We start from the raw sequence: 19,834 nt of genomic DNA on the forward strand, positions 1-19,834 counted from the left end.
CGCTAGCGCGTGTTGTGGGCCAGCGCCGTTTGGCCCTGGTTGCTGAAGGCCGGCTCGGTGAGCAAGTACCACACGCTGGGCGGAAACACGGCGGAGGTCGGCTGCTCGCCCCACACCTCGGCCAGCAGGTTGCGCGGATGGTCAAACTCGGCGGTGTGGCCGCCCGTGAGCGTGAGCAGGCCCAGCCCCGCCGCCAGCAGCCCGCCCCCGATGCCAAAGGCATACTGGCCTGGCGTACTGCCGATAACCGTAGTGCCGATGCCGCTGGCCGCCCCCACGCTGATAGACAGTACGTTGAGCTGTTGGATGCGGCGGTCGTCCTGCTCTTTGAGGTAGCCCGCCACCTGGTCGGCGCGCTCGCCCTCGCAGTCGAGCTCGGCGGCTACGCTGGCCACGGTGGTGCTCACCAGCGCCACCTGCGCCAGTAGTTGTTGGCGCTGGCGCAGCACGGCTACCTCGGGGCCCGGGCCGGGCTGCTGGCGGGCCTGGGCCTCCAGGGCCAGCAGGGTTTGCAGCGCGGGCAAAATGCCGGCCGCGTTGGCCGTGAGCAGGTTGCGGCGCGGGTAGCGCGCCAGCAGCGCCGGTGTGAGGGCCGCCTCAAAGTCGGCCTTGGGCGTGTAGGCCGGGTTGTAGCGGTAGGGTAGGGGCGGGTCGCAGTAGCCGGCCGCCGCCAGCAGGCGTGGGGCCGGCCGGCTGCCAGCGCAGCCAGCCAGGGCCAGCAGTACTAAAAAACCAACGGAGCCTTTGCGCATAGATTACCCTTCGTAAAGCTCCAGCGGCAGGCCGTCGGGGTCGCTGAAAAAGGTGAAGCGCCGGCCCGTAAACTCGTCAGTGCGAATGGGTTCGCACGCTACCCGCTGCGCTTCGAGGTGCCGGATGGCCGCCGCCACGTCGGGCACCGCAAAGGCCAGGTGGCGCAGGCCCGCCGCCTCGGGCCGGCTGGCGCGGGGCGGCGGGCTGGGGAAGGAAAATAGCTCGATAACGTACTGGTTGCCAATGGCCAGGTCGAGCTTGTAGGATGCGCGCTCGGCGCGGTGCACCTCCCGAATGATTTCCAGCCCCAGCACCTCGGTATAAAACGCCTTCGAGGCGGCGTAGTCGGTACAGATAATGGCGATGTGGTGCACGCCCAGCAGAGAAATAGCCATGACGCGAATGTAGCGCAAGCTTTACGCTACGTTACTCGGCTACCCAGCGGGTTTTGGCCTGCACGGGGCCGCGCTTGCCTGCCGAGCCCGGCGTGCGCACGTAGCCCAGGTTGAAGAAGCCCAGCAACTTATCCTCCGGCCCGAGGCCAAAAAACGCCTTGGCCGCCTCGGTGTACGTGACGCCGCCGCTGCTCCAGAAGCCGCCCAGGCCGTAGGCGTGGGCCGAGAGCGCCAGGTTTTGCACGGCGCAGGCCACGGCTTCCACTTCTTCGATTTCGGGCGGGCCGCCGGGGCTGCGCGCCATGCCCAGGGCGATGATGTGCGAGCACTGCGGCGGCAGGGCACGCAGCTTCTCGTACTTGCTTTCGTTGAACTTGAAGCCGGCGGTTTCTTTATACAGAGTAGCTTGAAAATCAGCCAGCTTGTGCAGGCCCGCGCCCGTAAACACCGTGAAGCGCCAGGGCTCGGTGCGCTTGTGGGTGGGGGCCCAGTTGGCGTTTTCAAGCAGCTGCCAGATAATGTCGTCGGGGATGATTTTGCCGGGCTCAAACTGCGGCACAAACACGCTGCGGCGGGTGCGAATAAGCTCGTTGAATTGCTGGGGGTCGAGGGGCATGGAAAGGAATGTAAAGCGGCGTGGCACGCCTTTTTGGCGGGAGGTAGCACCCGGGCGCGGAAGTAGTGCCCGGGCCTGTAAAACGGCGTGCCACGCCGTTTTACAGGCCATGCGCCCACGCTACAACCACCAAAACGCAATTTATTCACCCAACCTTTGGCATAGCTGCCTATTTTTGGTGAAAACGCCCATCCTTTTTTCATGAATAAATTCTCTCTTGCCACGCTGCTGGCGGGTGCGGGCCTGCTGCTGGCCAGCGCCGCCCAGGCCCAGCCCAACGCCCCGCAGCCCCCGGCCAACCTGCCGCCCTACAACGCCCGGGCCCTGTTCAACCCCGACTACCTCAACCAGGTGGGGCCGGCCACCCGCACGGCCGGCGGCAAGCCCGGCGCCACCTACTGGCAAAACGCGGCCGACTACCAGATTGCCGCCTCGCTCGATGATAAGGCCGCCCGGGTAACGTCCAACGTAACCATAACTTACACCAACAACAGCCCCGATGAGCTGCCCTTCGTGTGGCTGCAGCTCGACCAAAACCTGTTTCGGGCCGACTCGCGCGGGGCGGCGGCCACGCCGCTGGCGGGCAGCCGCTTCGGCAACGGGGCGCGCGGCTTCCTGGGCGGCGACTCGCTGCAAACCGTGACGATTGAGCTGCACGGTAAGAAGCTGAAAGCCGCTTACCGCGTGTACGATACGCGGATGCAGATTATTCTGCCCGAGCCGATGAAGCCCAAGGGCGACAAGCTCAAAATCAGCGTTGCCTACGCCTTCAACATCCCCGAGTACGGGGCCGACCGCCTGGGCCGCCTCAAAACCCAGAACGGCGAAATATTCGAGGTGGCGCAGTGGTACCCGCGCATGGCCGTGTACGACGACGTGGAGGGCTGGAACACGCTGCCCTACATGTCGGCCGAGTTTTACCTCGACTACGGCAACTTCGACTACACCATCAATGTGCCTGCCAACTTCATCGTGGGTGGCTCGGGCGAGCTGGTGAATGGGGCCGAAGTGCTCACGGCCAGCCAGCAAAAGCGCCTGGCGCAGGCCGCCGGCTCCAACCAAACCGTGCTCGTGCGCACGCCCGCCGAGGTGACGCAGGCCAGCTCGCGCCCGGCCGGCCGCAACGGCCGCCTCACCTGGCACTTCAAGTGCCAGCAGGCCCGCGACGTGGCCTGGGCCGCCTCGGCCGCCTTCGTCTGGGACGCCGCCAAGATGAACCTGCCCAGCGGCCGCAAGTCGCTGGCCATGTCGCTCTATCCCACGGAGTCGGCCCAGGATACGGCCTGGAACCGCAGCACCGAGTACGTGAAAAAGAGCATCGAATTCAACTCCAAGCAGTGGTATGAGTACAGCTACCCGGTGGCCACCAACGTGGCCGGCGTAGTGGGTGGCATGGAGTACCCGGGCATCGTGTTTTGCGGCGCCAAGGCCAAAAAAGGTGGCCTCTGGGGCGTGGCCGACCACGAGTTTGGCCACAACTGGTTTCCGATGATTGTGGGCTCCAACGAGCGCAAATACCCGTGGATGGACGAGGGATTCAATACCTTCATCAATATTCTGGCTACCAAGGACTTTAATAATGGGGAGTACAAGGCGCTGGCCGATGTGGAGGGCCGCATGGCACCCGGCGTGGTGCGGGCCATGCAGGACCCCAACGCCGACGTGCTCTACACCGTGCCCGACGTGACGCAGGCCCGCAACCTGGGCTTCGCGGCGTATTCTAAAGCCGGCTACGGCCTGTATTTACTGCGCGAGGAAATTCTGGGCCCCGAGCGCTTCGACTACGCTTTCCGCAGCTACATCAAGCGCTGGGCCTTTAAGCACCCCACCCCGCGCGACTTCTTCCGCACCATGAACGAGGTGGGCGGCGAAGACCTGACGTGGTTCTGGCACCAGTGGTTTTTCGAGAACTGGCTGCTCGACCAGGCCGTGAACAGCGTGGCCTACGTGAACCAGGACGCCAGCAAGGGCGCGCTCATCACCATCGAAAACAAGGGCCAGGCCGCCATGCCCGTGACCGCCGAAATCACGGAAAGCAACGGCCAGAAAACTACCGTGCACCTGCCCGTCGAAATCTGGCAGCGCGGCGGCACCTGGACGTTCCGGGCCGCCACCAGCTCACCGCTCACCACGGTCGTGCTGAACCCCACCAACATCTTGCCCGACGTGAACCGCTCCAACAACACCTGGCGGGCCATGAAGCTGCCGGAGTAGGGTAAACTGCCTTCTAGTGAACATCGAAAGGGCCCTTCATAGCAATGTGAAGGGCCCTTTTGGCTTTTGGTTGTATAATCGCGACTGCTAGGTAGTTGGTGGTAAAAAGAGGAGGCGCGTCGGTGGATTAGAAAACCTGGTCCATGCTTTATACAGCAAATAGCAAACAGCTAAGCCCCCAGCGGCCAGCACTCCTTTATCGCCCAGCGCGCCTACCGCACTATTAAATAATTCCTGTTTGCCGCTGGTAGTTCTCGCAACGGTACCGTTCGCAATTTTCAAGGCTTCGAAATAGCAAAAAGCGGTAAACGCAAGTGTTGCTACTATGCCAATCAAGTAGTTACCAATTGATTTCAACGGCGTTAATTTCACTTCCTGCCTGGTAAAATATTGCTCCTTTTGTAAGAAGGAGAAGAATACGGGGTAAGCACTTGCGTCATCAAATGAAAACTCACAGTAAGTTGGAATACCTAACGCTGCTTTGTGTTTAATCACGATATCTGCGTCGTCATCGTCTTTTCGTATTGACTTGATAGCGCTGTATTTGACTTCTACTTTAGTAGCCAACGACAGTTTTTTATCCCAGGCAGTCTGAAACTCCTCAGCGGAGCTAAAGTCTTGGCTGGAAATCATCAGCGACGTTTCACCAATGAGTAGCGACGCTATTTTATTGCCAGTAATTTCGAATACTCGTTTCAGCATAGTAAGAACTATAAAGTGATTGTAGCTTGGCTACTTACGGCAATGATACTACCCTGTGCCCAGTAAGCTATCGTTTCGGAGGAAAGCTGCTTCACCAGCACCCCCGCAACAGTGAACACATAAGTGCGATGCCCACCTTTTGCGCGCTATTGCCGCTCCAATACCTGCCCGGCCGCCCGCTGGCCCGCCTCTATGGCCCCATCGAGCCGGCCCCACTCGCTACTGGACGTTTCGGCCCCGGCCCAGTGTAAGGTATTGTGCCACAGCGACTGGCGCAGCACTGTGGGCCCTTGCAGCGGCACTTGCTGGGGCGGGTGCTCGTCGCCGGGGGCGCTGGTGTGGGGCTGCTGCGTCCAGTCCAGCTCGTGGTAGGCCAGGGGCGTGAGGGCGGCGGGGCCAAACAGCCGCGCCAGCTGGGCCAGCACCGCCGCCCGGCGGGCGGCCGGCGCGGCCGCCCGCAGTGGGTCCGCGGCAAAAAAACCGAACAACGCCCCCGGCCGGCCGCTCGCGGGCGAGGCATCGTGGATTTCGCCCAGCGGCCCCAGCTGGCTCACGGCGTAGCCCGACCAGCCCTGCGCCCGCCAAAACGGCGTTTCGTACACCACTACGCTCTTCATGGCGTGGCTCATCCAGGTGGGGGTGGCTAATTGCGCTTGCCGCACCGGCGCGGGCAACGTCGGCTCGAAGCCGATGCGGTGCGCCACCAGGCGCGGGGGTAGGGCCAGCACCACGGCCGGGGCCACGAGCGTGTGCGCCTGGCCCGCCTGCTCCACCGTAAGGATAATGCCTTGCAAGTCAGGTAGTTGGCGCAGATGCGTTACCTGGGTGTTCAGGCGCAGGCTGCCGGTGGGCAGTTGCGCGGCCAGCGTGCGGCACAGGGTAGCGGCTCCGCCGGCCAGCCGCAGGTAGCCCGCCGAGCCGGCGGGGTGGGGCAGGCGGTGCACGCCCTGCGGCGTTTCGTAGGCGGTGGCCCCGGTGCTGGGCTGCGTGAAAGGTGTCACGTTGAGCTGGGCCAGCAGGCGCGTGAGGTAGGGGTGGTGGGCCCAGCCCCAGGTGGCCCCCAGGTCGAGCCACTCGGCCTCGGGGCTGCCGGGCAGGGCGGGCACGGCCAGGGTGCGGCCACCCACGCGGTCGCGGGCCTCCAGCACCAGCACCGGCCGGCCCGCCGCGTGCAGCGCCTGCGCTGCTACGAGGCCCGATAGGCCCGCCCCCACAATGACAACCGGCGCAGTAGCCGGCGGGGTAATAAGAAAGTCAGCAGCCATTAAAGTAGTGAGCTGCTAGTGTTTAGCTAGCAGCTTTCGTTTTGATTAACAAGGAGTTATCAGCAATGGGGCGTTAGGTTAATTCCGCCTGGCTGCTACTGCTCCCAAAAAGCGGCCTGCCGTAGCCCGGCCGCCGGCTAGTGAAACCACCCGCCCAGCCCTGGGTTTTGGCCCGCATCGGGCCGGAGGAGTTAGAAGTCAGGAGCGCATCAGTTTTCAAGAAGCACCCGCCGCAAGCAGCTACTCAATGCGTCACGGTTTTGGAGAAAAGCTGCATTACCAGCACGCCAAGCACGATGAGGGCGATGCCCGCCAGCGCCGGCAAATCGAGCCGCTGCTTGAAGTAGAAAAAGCCGATGAGCGTGACCAGCACAATGCCCACGCCGCCCCAAATGGCGTAGGCCACTCCCACCGGAATGGCCTTGAGCGAGAAGCTGAAAAAGTAGAACGCTAGCCCATAGCCAGCCACGGTTATCAGGCTGGGTATCAGCTTAGAAAATTGATTGGAGGCCGTGAGCGCCGTGGTGCCAATTACCTCACTGATAATGGCCAGGAACAGAAATAGATAAGGCATAAGGATGGAGGAGGGTGTAGCGTGGACGCTGCGAGTCCGCGCGTGAGCGGAGCGAACAACTGGTGCTTGAGCAATTTGGAGGAAGTAACTTAGGAACAGCCCAACGACCACTAGCGCCAGATGCTCGCTACGCTCACGCGCAGACTCGCAGCGTCCACGCTACCAACGCCTTAGTCGCGGGTGCGCAGCACGCGCCAGCCGTGGGCGGGCACCTGCCGCGCCTTGGCCTGCGCCAGGGTCAGGGCCTCGCCGCTGAACACGTCGAACAAGCCTTTTTGGGGCGATACCAGCATTTTTTGCCCTGGCAGCTCCAGCGGCTCGGCGGTGGCATTTATCACCACGATTACCGCCGAGCCGTTTTTCTCGCGCACAAAACCGTAGAGGCCATCCGGCGTGGTGAGGCGCTGGAAGTTGCTGGCCGCATCGCCGTTGCGCAGCGCGGGGTGGCGCTTTTTGAGCTGCAACAGCTTGGTGTAGAAGTCTTGCAGCGGCAGCGCGGCCCAGTCAATCGGGTCGCGGTCGAAGAAGGCGAGGCGGCGGTTGAGGCCGGCTTCCTGGCCGCTGTAGAGCATGGGCATGCCCGGCAGCAGGGCCGTGAGCACGGCGAAGGGCTGGGTCAGCGGGCCGAGGCGCTCCGTTTCGGTGCCGTCCCAGCTGTTCACGTCGTGGTTGCTGGTGAAGTGCATGAGGTACACGCTGGGCGGGTACTTCGCGCGCTCGGCGGCCAGGTAGGTGTCGATGTCGGCCAGGGCGGCCTGGCCTTCGGCAATGCGGTCGAGCAGGTAGTGCAGGCGCAGGCCAAAGCTCATGTCGAACGCCTTTTCGAGCAGGTGCGTGTCGGCGTTGAACTCCTCCCAGGTGAGGCCGCCCGAGGGGTACAGCTCATCCCATTCGGCCAGCATAAACACGGGCTTTATCGCCTCCAGCGCCGGCCGGGCTTCGTCCCAGAAGTCGGTGGGCACCAGGCCGGCCACGTCGCAGCGGTAGCCGTCGATGTCGGCCTCGCGCACCCAGTAGCGGAGGGCTTCCAGCATGTAGGCGCGCAGCTCGGGGTTGGTGTAGTCGAGGGCCACCACGTCGGTCCAGTCGGCCACGGGGGGCACCAGCTGGCCCTGGGCATCGTACTGGTACCAGGCGGGGTGCTGGGTAATGAGGGCGTTGTCGCGGCTGGTGTGGTTGGCCACCCAATCGAGCAACACCTTGAGGCCCAGCTCGTGGGCGGTTTGCACGAGGTGACGCAGGTCGTCGAGCGTGCCAAACTCCTCATTCACCGCGAAGTAGTCCTGCACGGCGTAGGGCGAGCCTAGCGAGCCCTTGCGGCCCACCGTGCCGATGGGGTGCACGGGCATCAGCCACACGATGACGACGCCCATTTTGGCCAGGCGCGGCAGGTGCGCCTCAAACGCCCGGAAGGTGCCCTCGGGCGTGTAGTTGCGCACATTTACCTCGTAAATAGTGGCGTTGGCGGCCCACTCGGGGTGGCGCACGGTAAACTGGTCAGACATAGGGGAATGTAGAATGTAGCGCGAAGCGGAAGCTTCACGCTACTAGGAATACGGTATTACGGCTTCTGGGTGCTGAGCACGCGCCAGCCGTGGGCGGACACGGTTACCAGCGTATCGGTTACGGGCGCGCCCACGTCGGCGAAGGCATCAGTGACGGTTTCGAGGGGGTGGGCCAGGGTTTGGGGCCGGGTGCCCAGGTTGATGGCCACCCAGGTTTTGGCTTTGTCGTCGCCGCTGGCGCGCTCAAACACGAAGCAGTCGGCCGGTGCGGGCAGAATGTTGAATTTGGCGCAGGCATCGCCGTTGCGCAGGGCCGGGCTGTGCTGCTTGAGGTGCAGCAGGGCGGCGTAAAAAGCGTTCAGTGGGTAGCCGTTCCACTGAATGGTATCCTTGTCAAAGAAGCGCAGCTTTTTGGTAGAAGCCGCCTCCTGGCCGCTGTAAACCAGTGGGATACCGGGGAGCAGCGTCGTGAGCACAGCCAGGGCCTGGGCGTTGGCCCCGAGGCGCACGCCCTCGGGGTTGTCCCAGCTATTGACGTCGTGGCTGCTGGTAAAATTCATCAGGTACACGCCGGCCGGATACATCCGGCGCTCGGCGGCGAAGTAGCCCGGCAGCGCCGCCACGGGGCGCTTGCCCTGCGCCACGCTATCAAGGAGGTAGTGCAGCTTGAGGGCGTAGGTAGCGTCAAACGCCTTTTCGAGCAGGTGGGTGTTGGGGGTGAATTCGCCCTTTTTGAGGAAGGGCGGGTGGTGCAGCTCGTCCCACTCGGCGAGCATAAACACGGGCTTGATTTTCTCCAGCGCGGCCCGCGTGTCGTTCCAGAAATCGGTGGGCACCAGGCCCGCCACGTCGCAGCGGAAGCCGTCGAAACCCACTTCCTGCACCCAGTAGGCCATGCTCGCGGTCATGTGCTGGCGCAGGCCGGGCTTGGTGTAGTCGAGGTCAATCACATCCTGCCAATCGGCCACGGGGGGCTGAAAACCGCCCTGCGCATTCTTGGTAAACCAGTCGGGGTGCTGCTTGCTCAGGTTGCTGTCCCAGCTGGTGTGGTTGGCCACCCAGTCGAGGATAACGTGCATACCCAGCCGGTGCGCCTCATTAATAAGGTGCTGCAAATCAGCCAATGAGCCAAACTCGGCGTTCACGCCGCGGTAGTCGCGCACCGAGTACTGGCTGCCCAGCGTGCCCTTGCGCTTAGCCACGCCAATGGGCTGCACCGGCATCAGCCACAGCACGCTCACGCCCATTTTTTGCAGGCGCGGCAGGTGCTTCTCAAATGCCTTGAAGGTGCCCTCGGGCGTGTATTGGCGCACGTTTACCTGGTAGAGGCTGGCGTTGGTGGCCCAGGCCGGATGCTGCACGGTGAACGGCGCGGGCGGGCGGCACGCGGCCGCAATGGCAACCGGCTGGGTGGGTTGGTCGGGCGTAGCGCAGGCGGCCAGCCCGAGCAGGCTCAGGGCCGCAACCCGGGCCGCGGGCGATTGGCAGAAGAAAAGAAACATGCCGCAAGTTAGCGCCCGTGCCAGGGAGCGGACCAGGGCGAAAGGCCAGTATATTGGGCCGATAAAGTACTTGATTGCTGGTGTTCGTGCGCATTTTGATGCGGACCAGCATCTGCTTAGCGATTGGTTGATTTCCCGCTTTACCCCGTTCTATGAAAGTTACTTTTTACCCCCTTTTTAGCATCGCGCTGCTGGCGGGCGGCCTGGCCGCCTGCTCCACCGACCAGCCGGCGCAGTATAGCCAGGTATCTGCGCCGACCGCCCCGCCGGCCCCGCCGGCCCATTCTGCCGAAGTGCCGCCGGCCGCCGCCTGGCGGGCCGCGCGTGCGCCCCGGCCGGCCCCAGCCGCCCACCCAGCGCAGTGGGTCAGGCGCCCGGCCCCGGCCGCCAAAAGCCTGGCGTTGCGGGCGGCTTTGCCCGAAAGTGCGGCCGAAACGGCTAGCCGGCTCACCCAATACCCGCCCCTGCCCCCCGATGAAGTGGGGCCGCCGCCCGATAATGACCTGTCCGCTTTTTGCGTTCGGGCCGCGCCCCAAAGCGAGGTGTTTCAGGTGCAGCCGGGGCGCGACACGGTGCTACTGGGCCAGCAGGGTACTCGGCTGGTAGTGCCAGCCAATGCCTTCGACGTGCCCCTCGGCAGCGGCCCGGTAGCCCTGTCGATGCGCGAGTTTTATACCATTGCTGATATTGTGCTGGCGGGCTTGGGCACGCGCACGGCCACCGGCTTGCTCGAAACCGGCGGCATGCTGCACCTCTCGGCAGTGGCCGGGGGGCAGACGGTACACCTGCGCCCCGGTATGCAGCTACTGGTGCAGCTGCCCACCCAGCAGCAGTTGCCGGGCATGCGGCTCTACGAAGGCAAAAGTATTGATTTCAGCCACGCCCCCGAGTGGCAGTTGCCCGACACCAGCACCCGAGCGAGCGGCCGTGGGCTTGGGGCGGCCAACCCCCTCGCCAGCCGCGCGGCCCTCGGCGAGTGGGTGAAGCTGCACCCGCCCAAAAGCCCCCGGTGGCCCTACTTCGAGAAAAGCAAGCAGCTGCTCAAAGAGTACGCCCGCGCGCTGCCCAACACGAAGGCCGACCAGGCGCGCCTGCGGCGCAAGCGCACCGTTGACAAGGACGAGCAGCAGCAGCTGAAGGAGCTGAGTCGCCTCAACCACGTGGCCATCCGGCACGCGGTGGTGGTGCAGGTGGTGGTAGACAGCGCCGGGGTGCTGCAAGCGGCAACCCTGACGCAGGGAGACTCGGTGCTGGGGGCCAAGGTGCTGGCTTTTGTGCGGCAGCTGCCCACCCAGCGGCCGGCCAGCTTTATCAGTGCCCTGCCGCACGGCCACCGCACCGCCAGCCAGGCGCAGGGTGAGTTTTCGGTGCTCTACACCCGCTCGGGCAAGCAATTGGTGGGCTTCAACTGGTACTTCATGGACAAGCAGCTGCGGGAAGAAATAGCCCAGGAGGCGCAACGACGCCGCGCGGTATTTGCCAAGCAGTTCGGCCGCGCCAGCACCCCGCTTACCCTAGACGGGGGCCTTTACTACGAGCTGGTGGCCGGCGGCCTGGGTTGGATAAACTGCGACCGCCTGCTGAAGCCCGGCCCGCGCATCCTCTACACGGTGGGCACGCCCGACCCGGCCACGGTGGTGTCGCTGGTGTTCAAGGGCCAGCGCAGCATTCTGGCCAGCTCGCGCACCGAGGGCAGCGCCGCCATTTTTGAGCAGGTGCCCGCTGGCCAGGCGGCCACCGTGGTAGCGCTGCGCCGCGAAAACGGAGTTACCTACCTGGCCACCAGCGGCGTAAGCTTGAGTCTGGCTGGGCAGCCCGCGTTGAGTTTCCACGCCGTCACACTGGAGCAGCTGCGCACCGAGCTGGCGCAGCTCTAGCATCGCCGGCCCGTGGGTACCCCCGCCGAAAGCCTGGGTATAGTATAGACTTGTTCCTCAATAAGAAATCAGTGGATTTCTAGGCGGTATTTGAAGCTAGAAACAGTGGCTTCTCAAAAAATCAACGGAGAGGAGCTTAATCTGGCAAGAATGGTTGTCCAGCGCCCGAAAGCAACTGAGATTTTCAGACGTTTTTTATTCGGGAACAAGTCTTATGGCTAACGCGTTGCCGACACGGCCCTTACTGCCAGGTGGGAACACGCTGGGGCAGTTTTTAACGAAAGTAAGCTCGGCTATTATAAAACGATTTAGCAATAAAGCCGAAATCTTACACTATTATTCGCTAACAAGCGCTGGGGTAGGGGGTTATCAAGGCTCATTCTCACCTCATTTTTTCCTTACTCACAATGGCAGACGCAACCAGTCAACTCGACGCTACCCTCCAGGCTTTGCAGGGCGGTCTCACTAACGCCGCTGGCGCGGCCGGCTCCAACATTCAGGGCTGGATTACGACGCTGCAGGGAAACCAGCAGCTGGCCGGCATCAGCTCGGAGCTGAAGAAGCTGAACGATGCCATCGGCAGCGGCGACGCTAGCACCATCAGCAGCAGCCTGCAAACCCTGGGCGAGCACACCACCAAAGCTGCCTCGTCGGCCACCGCCGACAGCAAGGACAAGCTCATGAAGCTTGGCCAGGCGCTTAGCTCGGCCGCTAGCCAGCTAAAAGGCTAGTCAGTAATAAGTTGCCAGCAATAAGCTGGTAGTTTATTTCAGGCTTTGACAAGCCAGGGCCACGGGCCTAAAAGCCCGCGACCAGTAAAAAGGACTGTTTGGCTACCCTTGGGTAGCCAAACAGTCCTTTTTTATTACCGCCTAAAACAAGGTAAGAAGCTACGGCGCAGCTACTTCGTACCACACGCAGGCCGTGCCGTTTTCCTCAAATGTGGCCCCCGGTACCAGCCCAATTTTCTCCAGAATACGGCGCGAGCCCGCATTTTCCACGTCGGCGTAGGCGCAGATGCGGGGCAGGCCCAGCGTGGCAAAGCCGTAAGTCAGCCACGCCTGGGCGGCCTCGTAGCCGTAGCCCTGCCCCCAGTAGCGCGGCAAAAAGCGGTAGCCGATGTCGTAGAAATTGCGCTGGCCGTTGATTGTCTCGGCTACCAGCTTCAGCCCAGCCCAGCCCATAAACTCGCCGGTGGCCCGCAGCACCACCGCCCAGCGCCCCAGGCCACCGGCCGCCGCATAGTGTGCCTCAATTCGCATGATAGTCGCCTCACTGTCAGATAGGTTAGCCGGGCGCGGGCCGCCAATGCCGCCTAGATAGCGCTGCACGGCAGAGTCGCTATCCAGCTCAAATAAGCCATGCGCGTCGTCGGCCCGCAGGGGGCGCAGCAGTAGGCGGTCGGTAGTAAAAGGGAGCATAGGAACGGCTGAATTACGAAGGGCGAAGCTAGGCACGGGGCACCCCGCGCCCGGCTTTGCCGTATTTGGGCCTGCAATCTTGCTTTTAGTGCTTATGACAGCTGTTTCGTTTGGTGTGCGCCGCTTGTGGCTGCCGGCCGCGCTGGCCTGGGGCGTATTTGGTACCATGGGCGCGCTGGTGGCCCGCTCCGGCCGGGCACCGTTCGACAACCCCTTGCTGCTGGCCCTGCACCGCCACGCCACCCCGGCGCTCGATGGGCTGGCCATTTTCTTTACCATCGTGGGCAATACCGGGCCAATGATAACGGCCGGGGTGCTCACCGCCGCCGCGCTGGGCTGGGTGGGCCGCCGCCGCGATTCCCGGCTGTTCGTAGCCGGCCTCGGGGGCTCGATGCTGCTCACCCAGGCCATCAAGTTTTTCGCGACCCGGCCCCGGCCCAGCCTGTGGCTCAGCCTGCGGCCCGAGCACACGTTCAGCTTCCCCAGCGGCCACGCCATGGACACGGCGGCGCTGGCGGCGGCGCTGTTTTTTGTGCTGCCGCGCCACCGCCGGGCCTGGGCGCTGGCCCCACTATTCGCGCTGGCCGTGGGCTGGGCGCGTCTGTATCTGGGCGTGCACTACCCCTCCGATGTGCTGGCTGGCTGGGGGGCCGCCGTGGGCTGGGTGCTGCTGGTGCAGCTGCTGGCCGCAGCCTCTACCTCGCCGCAGTCCCAAGCCAACACCTTAGCTTCTTAGCTTAGTTTTCAATGAAAATTCTGAATAACAGCCTGTTGCTGGGGTTGCTGCTGAGCCTGGTGGCCTGCACCCAAAATGCCACGCAGCAAGTTCTGGTAGAAGAGCGAACAACCCAAAAAGGCGCGCTGTATTCGGTTTTTTATCCCCAAGACCTGGCTATTCAAGTAGTAACTATTCGCCCCAACGCTGAGGACGAAAAGTGCGCTCTAAGCGTGGCGGCGGCTTACACCGATTTGGAAACCAACCAGCCGCTCGGCCTGCTGGTAGCCAGTGGCCGCCTGCGGCAAGCAAAGGCCACGGTAGGCTTCTTGGATGGCGTATTGACTATTATTGATAACAGGCTCACCATCAACAAGATTGCCAAAGGCCAGTCGCCTCCTAGCGCGCAGCTGGCGCGCGTGCAAAGCCAGCACGGTACCTTGCTCTTGCAGGAACTGCTGGTGTTGGATGGCAAAAACCAGCAGCCCGCTGGTGGTAGCCGGTTCCAGCGCCGGGCCCTGGTCGATTTTGCCGACCACCGCTTTGCCGTGGTGGAGAGCGCGGCGGATACCACGGAGATGCAGCAGTTTGGCAACGACCTGGTGGAGCTGGGGGCCAAAAATGCGCTCTACCTCGACATGGGCGACTGGGACGCCGGCTGGTACAAGCGCGGCGGCCAGGTAGTCGAGCTGGGTCACCGCCGCACCGAAACGGCCCGGCAGTCCAACTGGCTGGTGTTTGCGCAGCCGTCTTCTTCCCCTAAGTAGCCCAGCGACTAGAGCTTCACGCCGAATTTGGCCCCGGTTGTTGCAAGGTCCTGCACCACGGCGTCGAGCAGGGGTAGGCCTTCGAGGAGGCGGTGGGCGGCCATGTGGCGCTCGGGGTCGCCGGGGATGAGCACCTGCTTGCCCTCTACCGCCTTGGCGTTGCGAAAGGTAGTTATCCAGTTGTCCATGTGCGCTTTAAACTCGTCGGCGGGCCGGAAGGCATCTACGCGCATGGCCCCGAAGAAGTGCCCGATGCCCTGGCCCACCGGGTCGGCCGGCGGCTGCAAAAACGCTACGAACGGCGGCACCCACGGCCCATAATTGGCCCCGCTGAGCACGGCCGAAAAGATATCGACCACCGCGCCCAGCCCGTAGCCCTTGTGCGAGCCAGTGGCCCCGCCCAGCGGCTGCAACGCGCCCCCGTTTTTTACGGCGTTGGCGTCGGTGCTGGCGTGGCCTTCGGCGTCCTGCGCCCAGCCCTCGGGGATGGGCAGGTTCTTACGCTGCGCAATTTCGAGCTTACCGTTGGCGGCCGTGGTGGTGGCCATGTCGAGTACAAAATCGGGCTGCTCGCCGGCGGGCACGGCCACGGCTATAGGGTTGGTACCCAGCAGTCTATCGAGTGAAAAAGTGGGCGCTACCAGCGGCGAGGCGTTGGTCATGGCGATGCCAATCATGTCCTGAGCCAGGGGCAGCATGGCGTGGTAGCCGGCAATACCGAAGTGGTTGGAGTTGCGCACCGACACCCAGCCGGTGCCCACCAGCGCGGCCTTCTGCATGGCAATGCGCATGGCCTGCGGGCCCACCACCAGGCCCAGGCCACCGTCGCCATCGACCACGGCGGTGCTGGGCGTTTCGTAGGTGACGCCCACGCGGGGCCGGGCGTTGATGCGGCCCGCCTCCCAGAGGCGCACGTAGCCCGAGAGCCGCGCCACGCCGTGCGAATCCACGCCCCGCAAATCGGCCGAAAGTAGGGTTTCGGTGGCCAGAACGGCATCGGCGGGCGGGCAGCCGATGGCCAGGAATACCTGCTCGGCGAACGCAAAAAGCTGTTGGTAGGAGAACGTCATGGCGATAGAGGAGTGGCTCGGCCACAAACCTACGGCTGCAAGTAGCACGAAGCGGAAGCTTCGCGCTACTCGCACTCGACTACTAAATTTTAATACTCATTGCCAATGATTTACTTACTTTCAACGTAAATTTTAGTTTATAACTAAGATTTACGTTGAAAAGTAGCGTACTTCGCATCATCAACTCAGCCAGCTAGTTATGCAGCCATCATTTCCCGAGCTCACCCGCGCCGAAGAGCAGTTGATGCAGCTGCTGTGGCAGCGCGGCCCCAGCTACGTGAAGGACCTGCGCGAGGCGCTGCCCACCCCGCTGCCGGCGCTTACCACGGTGAGTACCATCGTGCGCATTCTGGAGCAAAAGGGCTTCGTAGGCTACGAGCCGGTGGGCCGCGGCTACCAGTACCACGCCCTGGTGGCGCAGGACGACTACCGGCGCTTCTCGCTGCGCAAGCTGCTGCGGGGCTACTTCGGCGGCTCGTTTGGCCAACTGGTTTCCTTCTTTGCCCAGGACGAAAACCTCGATGCCGCCCAGCTCGATGCCCTGCTGCGCCACGCCCAGGCCGAGGAGCCCTCCGATGAAAGTGCTGCCGACGAAAGCCAGCCCCCAGTTTAGTAACCGCGTGTGAGGTATGCGTAACGCCTTGTTAATAATTATTTTAGCTTCAACCGTGGCGGCCTGCGCCGCCGCGCGGTCCGCCGAGCGCCTCGACCGCCAGGGGCAGCGCCAAGGTCGCCACCTGGCCTACTACGACGATGCCCGCACGCAGCTGCTCACGCGGGGCCGCTACCGGCACGGCCGCCCGGTGGGGCGCTGGCGCTACTACGCGCTGGCCGGCGAGCTGCAACGCCAGGAGCGCTACCGCCGCCACGGCTTCAGCGACATTGCCTACTACTACCCCGGCGGGCAAGTGGCGCGCCAGGGCCGGGCGCGGGTGGTAGACGAGCCCAGTGGCGCGCACTTTTTCTGGCTGGGCGAGTGGCAGCACTACTCGCCGGCCGGCACCCTCGACAGCGTGCAGCTTTATGAACTGGGTAAGCACGTAAGTACCCGTTACCCGATTAAAAAGCAGTAAACAACTGACAAATAGTTAAATAGCCACTACTGATTTCACCCTTCAAGCCGATTGCGTATGAATGCGTTCTCTCTTTTGCCCTGGCTGGCGGGCACGCTGCTGCCGCTGGGCGGCCTGTGGCTGCTGTTTCGGGTAGCACTGCGCGGCGAGCAGTGCTTCGGCTACAACCGTGTACTACTACTGCTAGCCCCAGTGCTGGCGGCGGGGCTGCCGCTGCTGCCGCAGGTGGCGCTGCCCGGCTGGCTGGCCACCAGCCGCGCGCCCGGCGTGGTGCTGGCCGTGGTGCTGCCCGCCCTGCAAAGCGCGGCGCCGGCCCCGGCCGCTACCGGGGTAAGCTGGGGTTGGCTGGTTTGGCTTTATGCCGCCGGGGTAGGGGTGGGGCTGGCCCGGCTGGCTTACCGCGGCTGGCAGCTGCGCCGCGCCACGCGCCGGCTGCCGCGCGAAGCGCGGCCCGGCTACGCGCTGGCCTACACCGGCGGGCGGCTGCCCACCAGCTCCTTCGGCCGCACCGTTTTTTGGGATGAAACCGCGGCCCTCACGCCCGCCGAGGCTACGGCGGTGCTCGACCACGAGCTGGCCCACGTGCGCCAGGGCCACAGCTACGACGTGCTCTGGCTCGAAATGTGGCGCCTTGTGCTGTGGCCCAATCCGTTTGCCCACCTGCTGCTGCCGGCCCTGCGCCTCACCCACGAGCTACTGGCTGACCAGGCCGCCAGCCCGGCGGTAGCGGCGCAGCCCTACGCTACGCTACTGGCCCGGCTGGCCCTGGGCCAGTCGCCGCGGCTGGGCTATTCAGCTTTAATTCAGTCGTTTAACTTTTACTTCACCTTAACCCGCATTGCCATGTTGCAGACCCAAAACCCCGTGCGCCGCTGGAAGCAGTGGCTGGTCTTGCCCGTGCTGGGCGGATTATCGCTAGTGGCTTGCCAGAAAACCAGCCCGGATGCGGTGCAGCCCACGGTAGCTAAAGAGGTTCGCAAGGGTATTTTCATGGCCAAAGTGAAGGAAGCTATGCGCCAGGATTCGTTAGCTAATGGTGGCAAAGGGTGGCGCGACGAGCGCAGTGTACTGAATATGAATGTGGACAAAGATGGCAAGGTCACCATTACGCATCAGCCTACTGCCCCGCCACCGCTAACTCCCCTAACGACGAGCGAATTAGCTGCGCAGTCAAATGAGGCGACCCGCATCTACACCTACGTGGAGCAAATGCCGGCGCTGCCCGGTGGTGGTGGCATGGGCGCCATTGTGGAGCAGATTCAGCGCAACGTGGTGTACCCGGCCGGGGCGCACCAGGATGGGAAAGTATTTGTCAGCTTCACCGTGGCGGCCGATGGCGGCGTGGCCGATACTAAAGTGGTAAAAGGCCTCGCGCCGGCCTACGACGCAGCCGTGGTAGCCGCCATCCGGCAGCTGCCGCGCTTTGTGCCGGGCCAGCAGTCGGGCAAAGCCGTGGCCGTGAGCTTTACGGTGCCGGTGATGTTTAAAGAAGAAAAATAAGTAGCTATCTGATAAGCAGCTACCTATAGTATCGTGCTTAGTCTGCCACCGCCTGGCCGGACGGGCGCTAAGCTGGCGTTCGGCCGGCGTTTGTGCTACTGCGCCAGCAGCTCGGCCAAAAGTCCCTCCTTCAGCGCGAATGCTGAGGTCATAATCTGGGTTAACCCGTAGGTAGCCAGCACGTACTTGATGATGACGCTGGCCACCACCAGCATATCGGCCCGCATCGGAAACATGCCCGGCATGGCCACGCGCCCGGCGTGGTCGAGCAGCAACAGCTGCGCGAAGTGCCGCTCAAAGTCGGCTACCGGCAGCGCAGTACTGGGCGGCAGGTCGGCCTCCAGGCGCACCTGGCCCACGGTCAGGTCGGCCAGCGTGTCGAAGCTGCCCGAGCTGCCCACCAGCCCGGCCAGGGGCGCGTGCGCCGCCACGGCCTTCGTGAGCGGGGCTAGGACGTCGGCCAGGTATTCCAGCTCGGCCGCCATTTGTTCGCGGGGAAAAACGCCGCTGGGCTCCGTGAAAAACTTGTCCAGCAGCCGCTGCGCGCCGATTTCGAAGCTATGCTTCCAGAAAATGGTGTCCTCGTTGGCGATGATAAACTCGACTGAGCCGCCACCGATGTCCATGAGCAAGTGCTTGGCCTGGCCCAGCGGCACGGCCTGCCGAATGCCTTTGGCAATGAGCTCGGCCTCGCGGCTGCCGGCAATTACTTCCACCTGAATGCCGGTGGTGGTGAGAATATCGCGTACCAAATCGGGGCCGTTGCGCGATACGCGCATGGCGCTGGTGGCCGTGGCGCGCACCTCCGTTACCTGGTGCAACTCTATTTCTTCCTTGAAGCCGCGCACCGTTTGCAGGGCGCGGGCGTAGGGCTCGGTCGCAATCTCGCCTTTGCTGATGCCGCCCTCGCCCAGGCGCACGCCCACTTTGGTGCGCACCAGCACGTGCGGCGGCTGGCCGGGCCGGTCCTCCACAATAAGCAAGTGGAAGGTATTGGTACCCATGTCGATAAGGGCCAGGCGGCGATGAAGAACGGGGGCGTGCATAGGGGGTGAAACTACCGGTAAAAGCGCCCGGCGCAGCGGGCGCAGTGCCGAAAGATACGGCCCGGCCCAGGTCGTAACGCTGCCCCCACCCGGCCCGTAAACCGAATAATGGCCGATACTCCGCTCGTTTCCACTAAGAAATGTCCTTCTTGCCAGCAGTGGTCCGAGTGGCAGCTGCAGCCCAGCGACCGCTGCACGCACTGCGGCCAGCTGCTCGACCCGCCGGCCCACCACCAGGCCCAGCAGGAGGCCGCCGCCGCCCACCAAAAGCAAAAGTCGCCGGTGCGCCTCATCCGGATAAACCCCGAAGACGGCCCGGCGCTGCGCTTCCTCAAGTGGATAGGCCGCGGCGGGCAGCTGCTTTTTATGGCGATACTGGGCCTGCTCGTCTGGATAGCCACAGCCGTGGCCGCCTAGCGGTGGGCTGGGCCACGGGGCTGCGCCACCCATTGTTCGGAGCGATAGTATTGTTATACAGTGGGTTATATACTAATAAGCACTGGCTGCACTGGCCCCTGCCTACGGCCATTACGTCGCACCTGGGCGACCTGCTCAGCCTGCCGCTCATGCTAAGCCTGGCGCTGGCGGCGCACCGGCTGCTCATCAACCCGGTGGGCACTTTGCCGCGGGCGTGGCTGGTAGTAGCGTGGCTAGTCGTGGCCGGCTGGTTTGAGGGCCTGCTGCCGCTGTGGTCGGCCCAGGCCGTGGCCGACCCGCTCGATGTGCTAGCCTACGGCCTCGGTACCCTGGGCTTTCACTACTGGCTCAACCGACCGCTGTAGCAGCCCCACCCCCGGCCCCTCCCCCGCGGGGGAGGGGCCGGGGGTGGGGCTGCTACA

The 19,834-nt window shown here is 63.7% G+C and carries 21 protein-coding genes; 10 read left to right on the top strand and 11 right to left on the bottom strand.

Annotated elements, in window-relative coordinates:
• Positions 1–2 precede the first annotated feature (2 nt).
• Genes QMK33_RS14750 through QMK33_RS14760 form a run of 3 tightly spaced genes read right to left on the bottom strand, consistent with a single transcriptional unit; the run spans position 3 to position 1,764 of the window.
• Positions 3–752 (bottom strand): hypothetical protein, encoded by a 750-nt coding sequence (locus tag QMK33_RS14750; protein ID WP_283565369.1) that lies wholly within the window; start codon positions 750–752, stop codon positions 3–5.
• Positions 753–755: 3 nt separating this feature from the next.
• Positions 756–1,148: an SMU1112c/YaeR family gloxylase I-like metalloprotein gene (gene gloA2 / locus QMK33_RS14755; protein ID WP_283565370.1), complete on the bottom strand. Its 393-nt coding sequence runs from the start codon at positions 1,146–1,148 to the stop codon at positions 756–758.
• A 31-nt stretch (positions 1,149–1,179) separates the two neighbouring features.
• Positions 1,180–1,764 (bottom strand): nitroreductase family protein, encoded by a 585-nt coding sequence (locus QMK33_RS14760; RefSeq protein ID WP_283565371.1) that lies wholly within the window; start codon positions 1,762–1,764, stop codon positions 1,180–1,182.
• Positions 1,765–1,965: 201 nt separating this feature from the next.
• Between QMK33_RS14760 and QMK33_RS14765 the strand changes: the two genes are divergently transcribed.
• On the top strand, positions 1,966–3,978 hold the full coding sequence (locus QMK33_RS14765) for a M1 family metallopeptidase (protein WP_283565372.1): 2,013 nt from the start codon (positions 1,966–1,968) through the stop codon (positions 3,976–3,978).
• Between the two features lie 87 nt (positions 3,979–4,065).
• Here QMK33_RS14765 and QMK33_RS14770 read toward each other — a convergent pair whose 3' ends face one another.
• The 5 genes from QMK33_RS14770 to QMK33_RS14790 form a co-directional block, all read right to left on the bottom strand.
• Positions 4,066–4,680, bottom strand: a complete 615-nt coding sequence (locus tag QMK33_RS14770; protein ID WP_283565373.1) for a hypothetical protein — start codon at positions 4,678–4,680, stop codon at positions 4,066–4,068.
• Positions 4,681–4,826: 146 nt separating this feature from the next.
• Positions 4,827–5,945 carry a flavin monoamine oxidase family protein gene (locus QMK33_RS14775; protein ID WP_283565374.1) on the bottom strand — a complete coding sequence of 373 codons (1,119 nt, stop codon included), beginning with the start codon at positions 5,943–5,945 and terminating at the stop codon, positions 4,827–4,829.
• Between the two features lie 244 nt (positions 5,946–6,189).
• Positions 6,190–6,519, bottom strand: a complete 330-nt coding sequence (locus tag QMK33_RS14780) for a DMT family transporter (RefSeq protein ID WP_283565375.1) — start codon at positions 6,517–6,519, stop codon at positions 6,190–6,192.
• Between the two features lie 170 nt (positions 6,520–6,689).
• Positions 6,690–8,024 carry an alpha-amylase family glycosyl hydrolase gene (locus tag QMK33_RS14785; protein WP_283565376.1) on the bottom strand — a complete coding sequence of 445 codons (1,335 nt, stop codon included), beginning with the start codon at positions 8,022–8,024 and terminating at the stop codon, positions 6,690–6,692.
• A gap of 56 nt (positions 8,025–8,080) precedes the next feature.
• On the bottom strand, positions 8,081–9,526 hold the full coding sequence (locus QMK33_RS14790) for an alpha-amylase family glycosyl hydrolase (protein ID WP_283565377.1): 1,446 nt from the start codon (positions 9,524–9,526) through the stop codon (positions 8,081–8,083).
• Positions 9,527–9,678: 152 nt separating this feature from the next.
• Between QMK33_RS14790 and QMK33_RS14795 the strand changes: the two genes are divergently transcribed.
• Together QMK33_RS14795 and QMK33_RS14800 are read left to right on the top strand one after the other, a co-directional pair.
• Entirely contained in the window at positions 9,679–11,403 is a 1,725-nt protein-coding gene (locus QMK33_RS14795; RefSeq protein ID WP_283565378.1) for a ribosome biogenesis regulatory protein, read from the top strand.
• Between the two features lie 407 nt (positions 11,404–11,810).
• Entirely contained in the window at positions 11,811–12,134 is a 324-nt protein-coding gene (locus QMK33_RS14800; RefSeq protein WP_283565379.1) for a hypothetical protein, read from the top strand.
• A gap of 159 nt (positions 12,135–12,293) precedes the next feature.
• Here the strand turns inward: QMK33_RS14800 and QMK33_RS14805 are convergent, their stop codons facing one another.
• Positions 12,294–12,824, bottom strand: a complete 531-nt coding sequence (locus tag QMK33_RS14805) for a GNAT family N-acetyltransferase (protein WP_283565380.1) — start codon at positions 12,822–12,824, stop codon at positions 12,294–12,296.
• 94 nt (positions 12,825–12,918) lie between these two features.
• Here QMK33_RS14805 and QMK33_RS14810 point away from each other — a divergent pair, with 94 nt between their 5' ends.
• Positions 12,919–13,560: a phosphatase PAP2 family protein gene (locus QMK33_RS14810; protein WP_283565381.1), complete on the top strand. Its 642-nt coding sequence runs from the start codon at positions 12,919–12,921 to the stop codon at positions 13,558–13,560.
• A gap of 11 nt (positions 13,561–13,571) precedes the next feature.
• Complete coding sequence (locus QMK33_RS14815; RefSeq protein WP_283565382.1) at positions 13,572–14,306, top strand: hypothetical protein; 735 nt, start codon at positions 13,572–13,574, stop codon at positions 14,304–14,306.
• A gap of 8 nt (positions 14,307–14,314) precedes the next feature.
• On the opposite strand, the gene QMK33_RS14820 is transcribed toward QMK33_RS14815, so the two are convergent.
• Entirely contained in the window at positions 14,315–15,376 is a 1,062-nt protein-coding gene (locus tag QMK33_RS14820; protein ID WP_283565383.1) for an Ldh family oxidoreductase, read from the bottom strand.
• Positions 15,377–15,575: 199 nt separating this feature from the next.
• On the opposite strand from QMK33_RS14820, the gene QMK33_RS14825 reads away from it, so the two are divergent.
• The 3 genes from QMK33_RS14825 to QMK33_RS14835 are packed head-to-tail and all read left to right on the top strand — an operon-like array spanning position 15,576 to position 17,949.
• A complete protein-coding gene (locus QMK33_RS14825) occupies positions 15,576–15,989 on the top strand; it encodes a BlaI/MecI/CopY family transcriptional regulator (protein WP_283565384.1) in 414 nt (137 codons plus the stop codon).
• Positions 15,990–16,005: 16 nt separating this feature from the next.
• On the top strand, positions 16,006–16,449 hold the full coding sequence (locus tag QMK33_RS14830; RefSeq protein ID WP_283565385.1) for a toxin-antitoxin system YwqK family antitoxin: 444 nt from the start codon (positions 16,006–16,008) through the stop codon (positions 16,447–16,449).
• A gap of 57 nt (positions 16,450–16,506) precedes the next feature.
• Complete coding sequence (locus QMK33_RS14835) at positions 16,507–17,949, top strand: TonB family protein (protein WP_283565386.1); 1,443 nt, start codon at positions 16,507–16,509, stop codon at positions 17,947–17,949.
• 95 nt (positions 17,950–18,044) lie between these two features.
• Here the strand turns inward: QMK33_RS14835 and QMK33_RS14840 are convergent, their stop codons facing one another.
• Complete coding sequence (locus QMK33_RS14840) at positions 18,045–18,995, bottom strand: Ppx/GppA phosphatase family protein (protein WP_283565387.1); 951 nt, start codon at positions 18,993–18,995, stop codon at positions 18,045–18,047.
• A 108-nt stretch (positions 18,996–19,103) separates the two neighbouring features.
• On the opposite strand from QMK33_RS14840, the gene QMK33_RS14845 reads away from it, so the two are divergent.
• Together QMK33_RS14845 and QMK33_RS14850 are read left to right on the top strand one after the other, a co-directional pair.
• On the top strand, positions 19,104–19,412 hold the full coding sequence (locus tag QMK33_RS14845; protein WP_283565388.1) for a hypothetical protein: 309 nt from the start codon (positions 19,104–19,106) through the stop codon (positions 19,410–19,412).
• Between the two features lie 50 nt (positions 19,413–19,462).
• Positions 19,463–19,777 (top strand): hypothetical protein, encoded by a 315-nt coding sequence (locus QMK33_RS14850; protein WP_283565389.1) that lies wholly within the window; start codon positions 19,463–19,465, stop codon positions 19,775–19,777.
• Positions 19,778–19,834: the final 57 nt, after the last annotated feature.

This window comes from Hymenobacter sp. H14-R3 (assembly GCF_030063445.1).
GTDB lineage: Bacteria > Bacteroidota > Bacteroidia > Cytophagales > Hymenobacteraceae > Hymenobacter.

What these genes read in the sequence shown, in the direction of transcription:
- QMK33_RS14750 (WP_283565369.1), bottom strand. Translation starts at nt 752, where the DNA reads ATGCGCAAAGGCTCCGTTGGTTTTTTAGTACTGCTGGCCCTGGCTGGC.
- gloA2 (WP_283565370.1), bottom strand. Translation starts at nt 1,148, where the DNA reads ATGGCTATTTCTCTGCTGGGCGTGCACCACATCGCCATTATCTGTACC.
- QMK33_RS14760 (WP_283565371.1), bottom strand. Translation starts at nt 1,764, where the DNA reads ATGCCCCTCGACCCCCAGCAATTCAACGAGCTTATTCGCACCCGCCGC.
- QMK33_RS14765 (WP_283565372.1), top strand. Translation starts at nt 1,966, where the DNA reads ATGAATAAATTCTCTCTTGCCACGCTGCTGGCGGGTGCGGGCCTGCTG.
- QMK33_RS14770 (WP_283565373.1), bottom strand. Translation starts at nt 4,680, where the DNA reads ATGCTGAAACGAGTATTCGAAATTACTGGCAATAAAATAGCGTCGCTA.
- QMK33_RS14775 (WP_283565374.1), bottom strand. Translation starts at nt 5,945, where the DNA reads ATGGCTGCTGACTTTCTTATTACCCCGCCGGCTACTGCGCCGGTTGTC.
- QMK33_RS14780 (WP_283565375.1), bottom strand. Translation starts at nt 6,519, where the DNA reads ATGCCTTATCTATTTCTGTTCCTGGCCATTATCAGTGAGGTAATTGGC.
- QMK33_RS14785 (WP_283565376.1), bottom strand. Translation starts at nt 8,024, where the DNA reads ATGTCTGACCAGTTTACCGTGCGCCACCCCGAGTGGGCCGCCAACGCC.
- QMK33_RS14790 (WP_283565377.1), bottom strand. Translation starts at nt 9,526, where the DNA reads ATGTTTCTTTTCTTCTGCCAATCGCCCGCGGCCCGGGTTGCGGCCCTG.
- QMK33_RS14795 (WP_283565378.1), top strand. Translation starts at nt 9,679, where the DNA reads ATGAAAGTTACTTTTTACCCCCTTTTTAGCATCGCGCTGCTGGCGGGC.
- QMK33_RS14800 (WP_283565379.1), top strand. Translation starts at nt 11,811, where the DNA reads ATGGCAGACGCAACCAGTCAACTCGACGCTACCCTCCAGGCTTTGCAG.
- QMK33_RS14805 (WP_283565380.1), bottom strand. Translation starts at nt 12,824, where the DNA reads ATGCTCCCTTTTACTACCGACCGCCTACTGCTGCGCCCCCTGCGGGCC.
- QMK33_RS14810 (WP_283565381.1), top strand. Translation starts at nt 12,919, where the DNA reads ATGACAGCTGTTTCGTTTGGTGTGCGCCGCTTGTGGCTGCCGGCCGCG.
- QMK33_RS14815 (WP_283565382.1), top strand. Translation starts at nt 13,572, where the DNA reads ATGAAAATTCTGAATAACAGCCTGTTGCTGGGGTTGCTGCTGAGCCTG.
- QMK33_RS14820 (WP_283565383.1), bottom strand. Translation starts at nt 15,376, where the DNA reads ATGACGTTCTCCTACCAACAGCTTTTTGCGTTCGCCGAGCAGGTATTC.
- QMK33_RS14825 (WP_283565384.1), top strand. Translation starts at nt 15,576, where the DNA reads ATGCAGCCATCATTTCCCGAGCTCACCCGCGCCGAAGAGCAGTTGATG.
- QMK33_RS14830 (WP_283565385.1), top strand. Translation starts at nt 16,006, where the DNA reads ATGCGTAACGCCTTGTTAATAATTATTTTAGCTTCAACCGTGGCGGCC.
- QMK33_RS14835 (WP_283565386.1), top strand. Translation starts at nt 16,507, where the DNA reads ATGAATGCGTTCTCTCTTTTGCCCTGGCTGGCGGGCACGCTGCTGCCG.
- QMK33_RS14840 (WP_283565387.1), bottom strand. Translation starts at nt 18,995, where the DNA reads ATGCACGCCCCCGTTCTTCATCGCCGCCTGGCCCTTATCGACATGGGT.
- QMK33_RS14845 (WP_283565388.1), top strand. Translation starts at nt 19,104, where the DNA reads ATGGCCGATACTCCGCTCGTTTCCACTAAGAAATGTCCTTCTTGCCAG.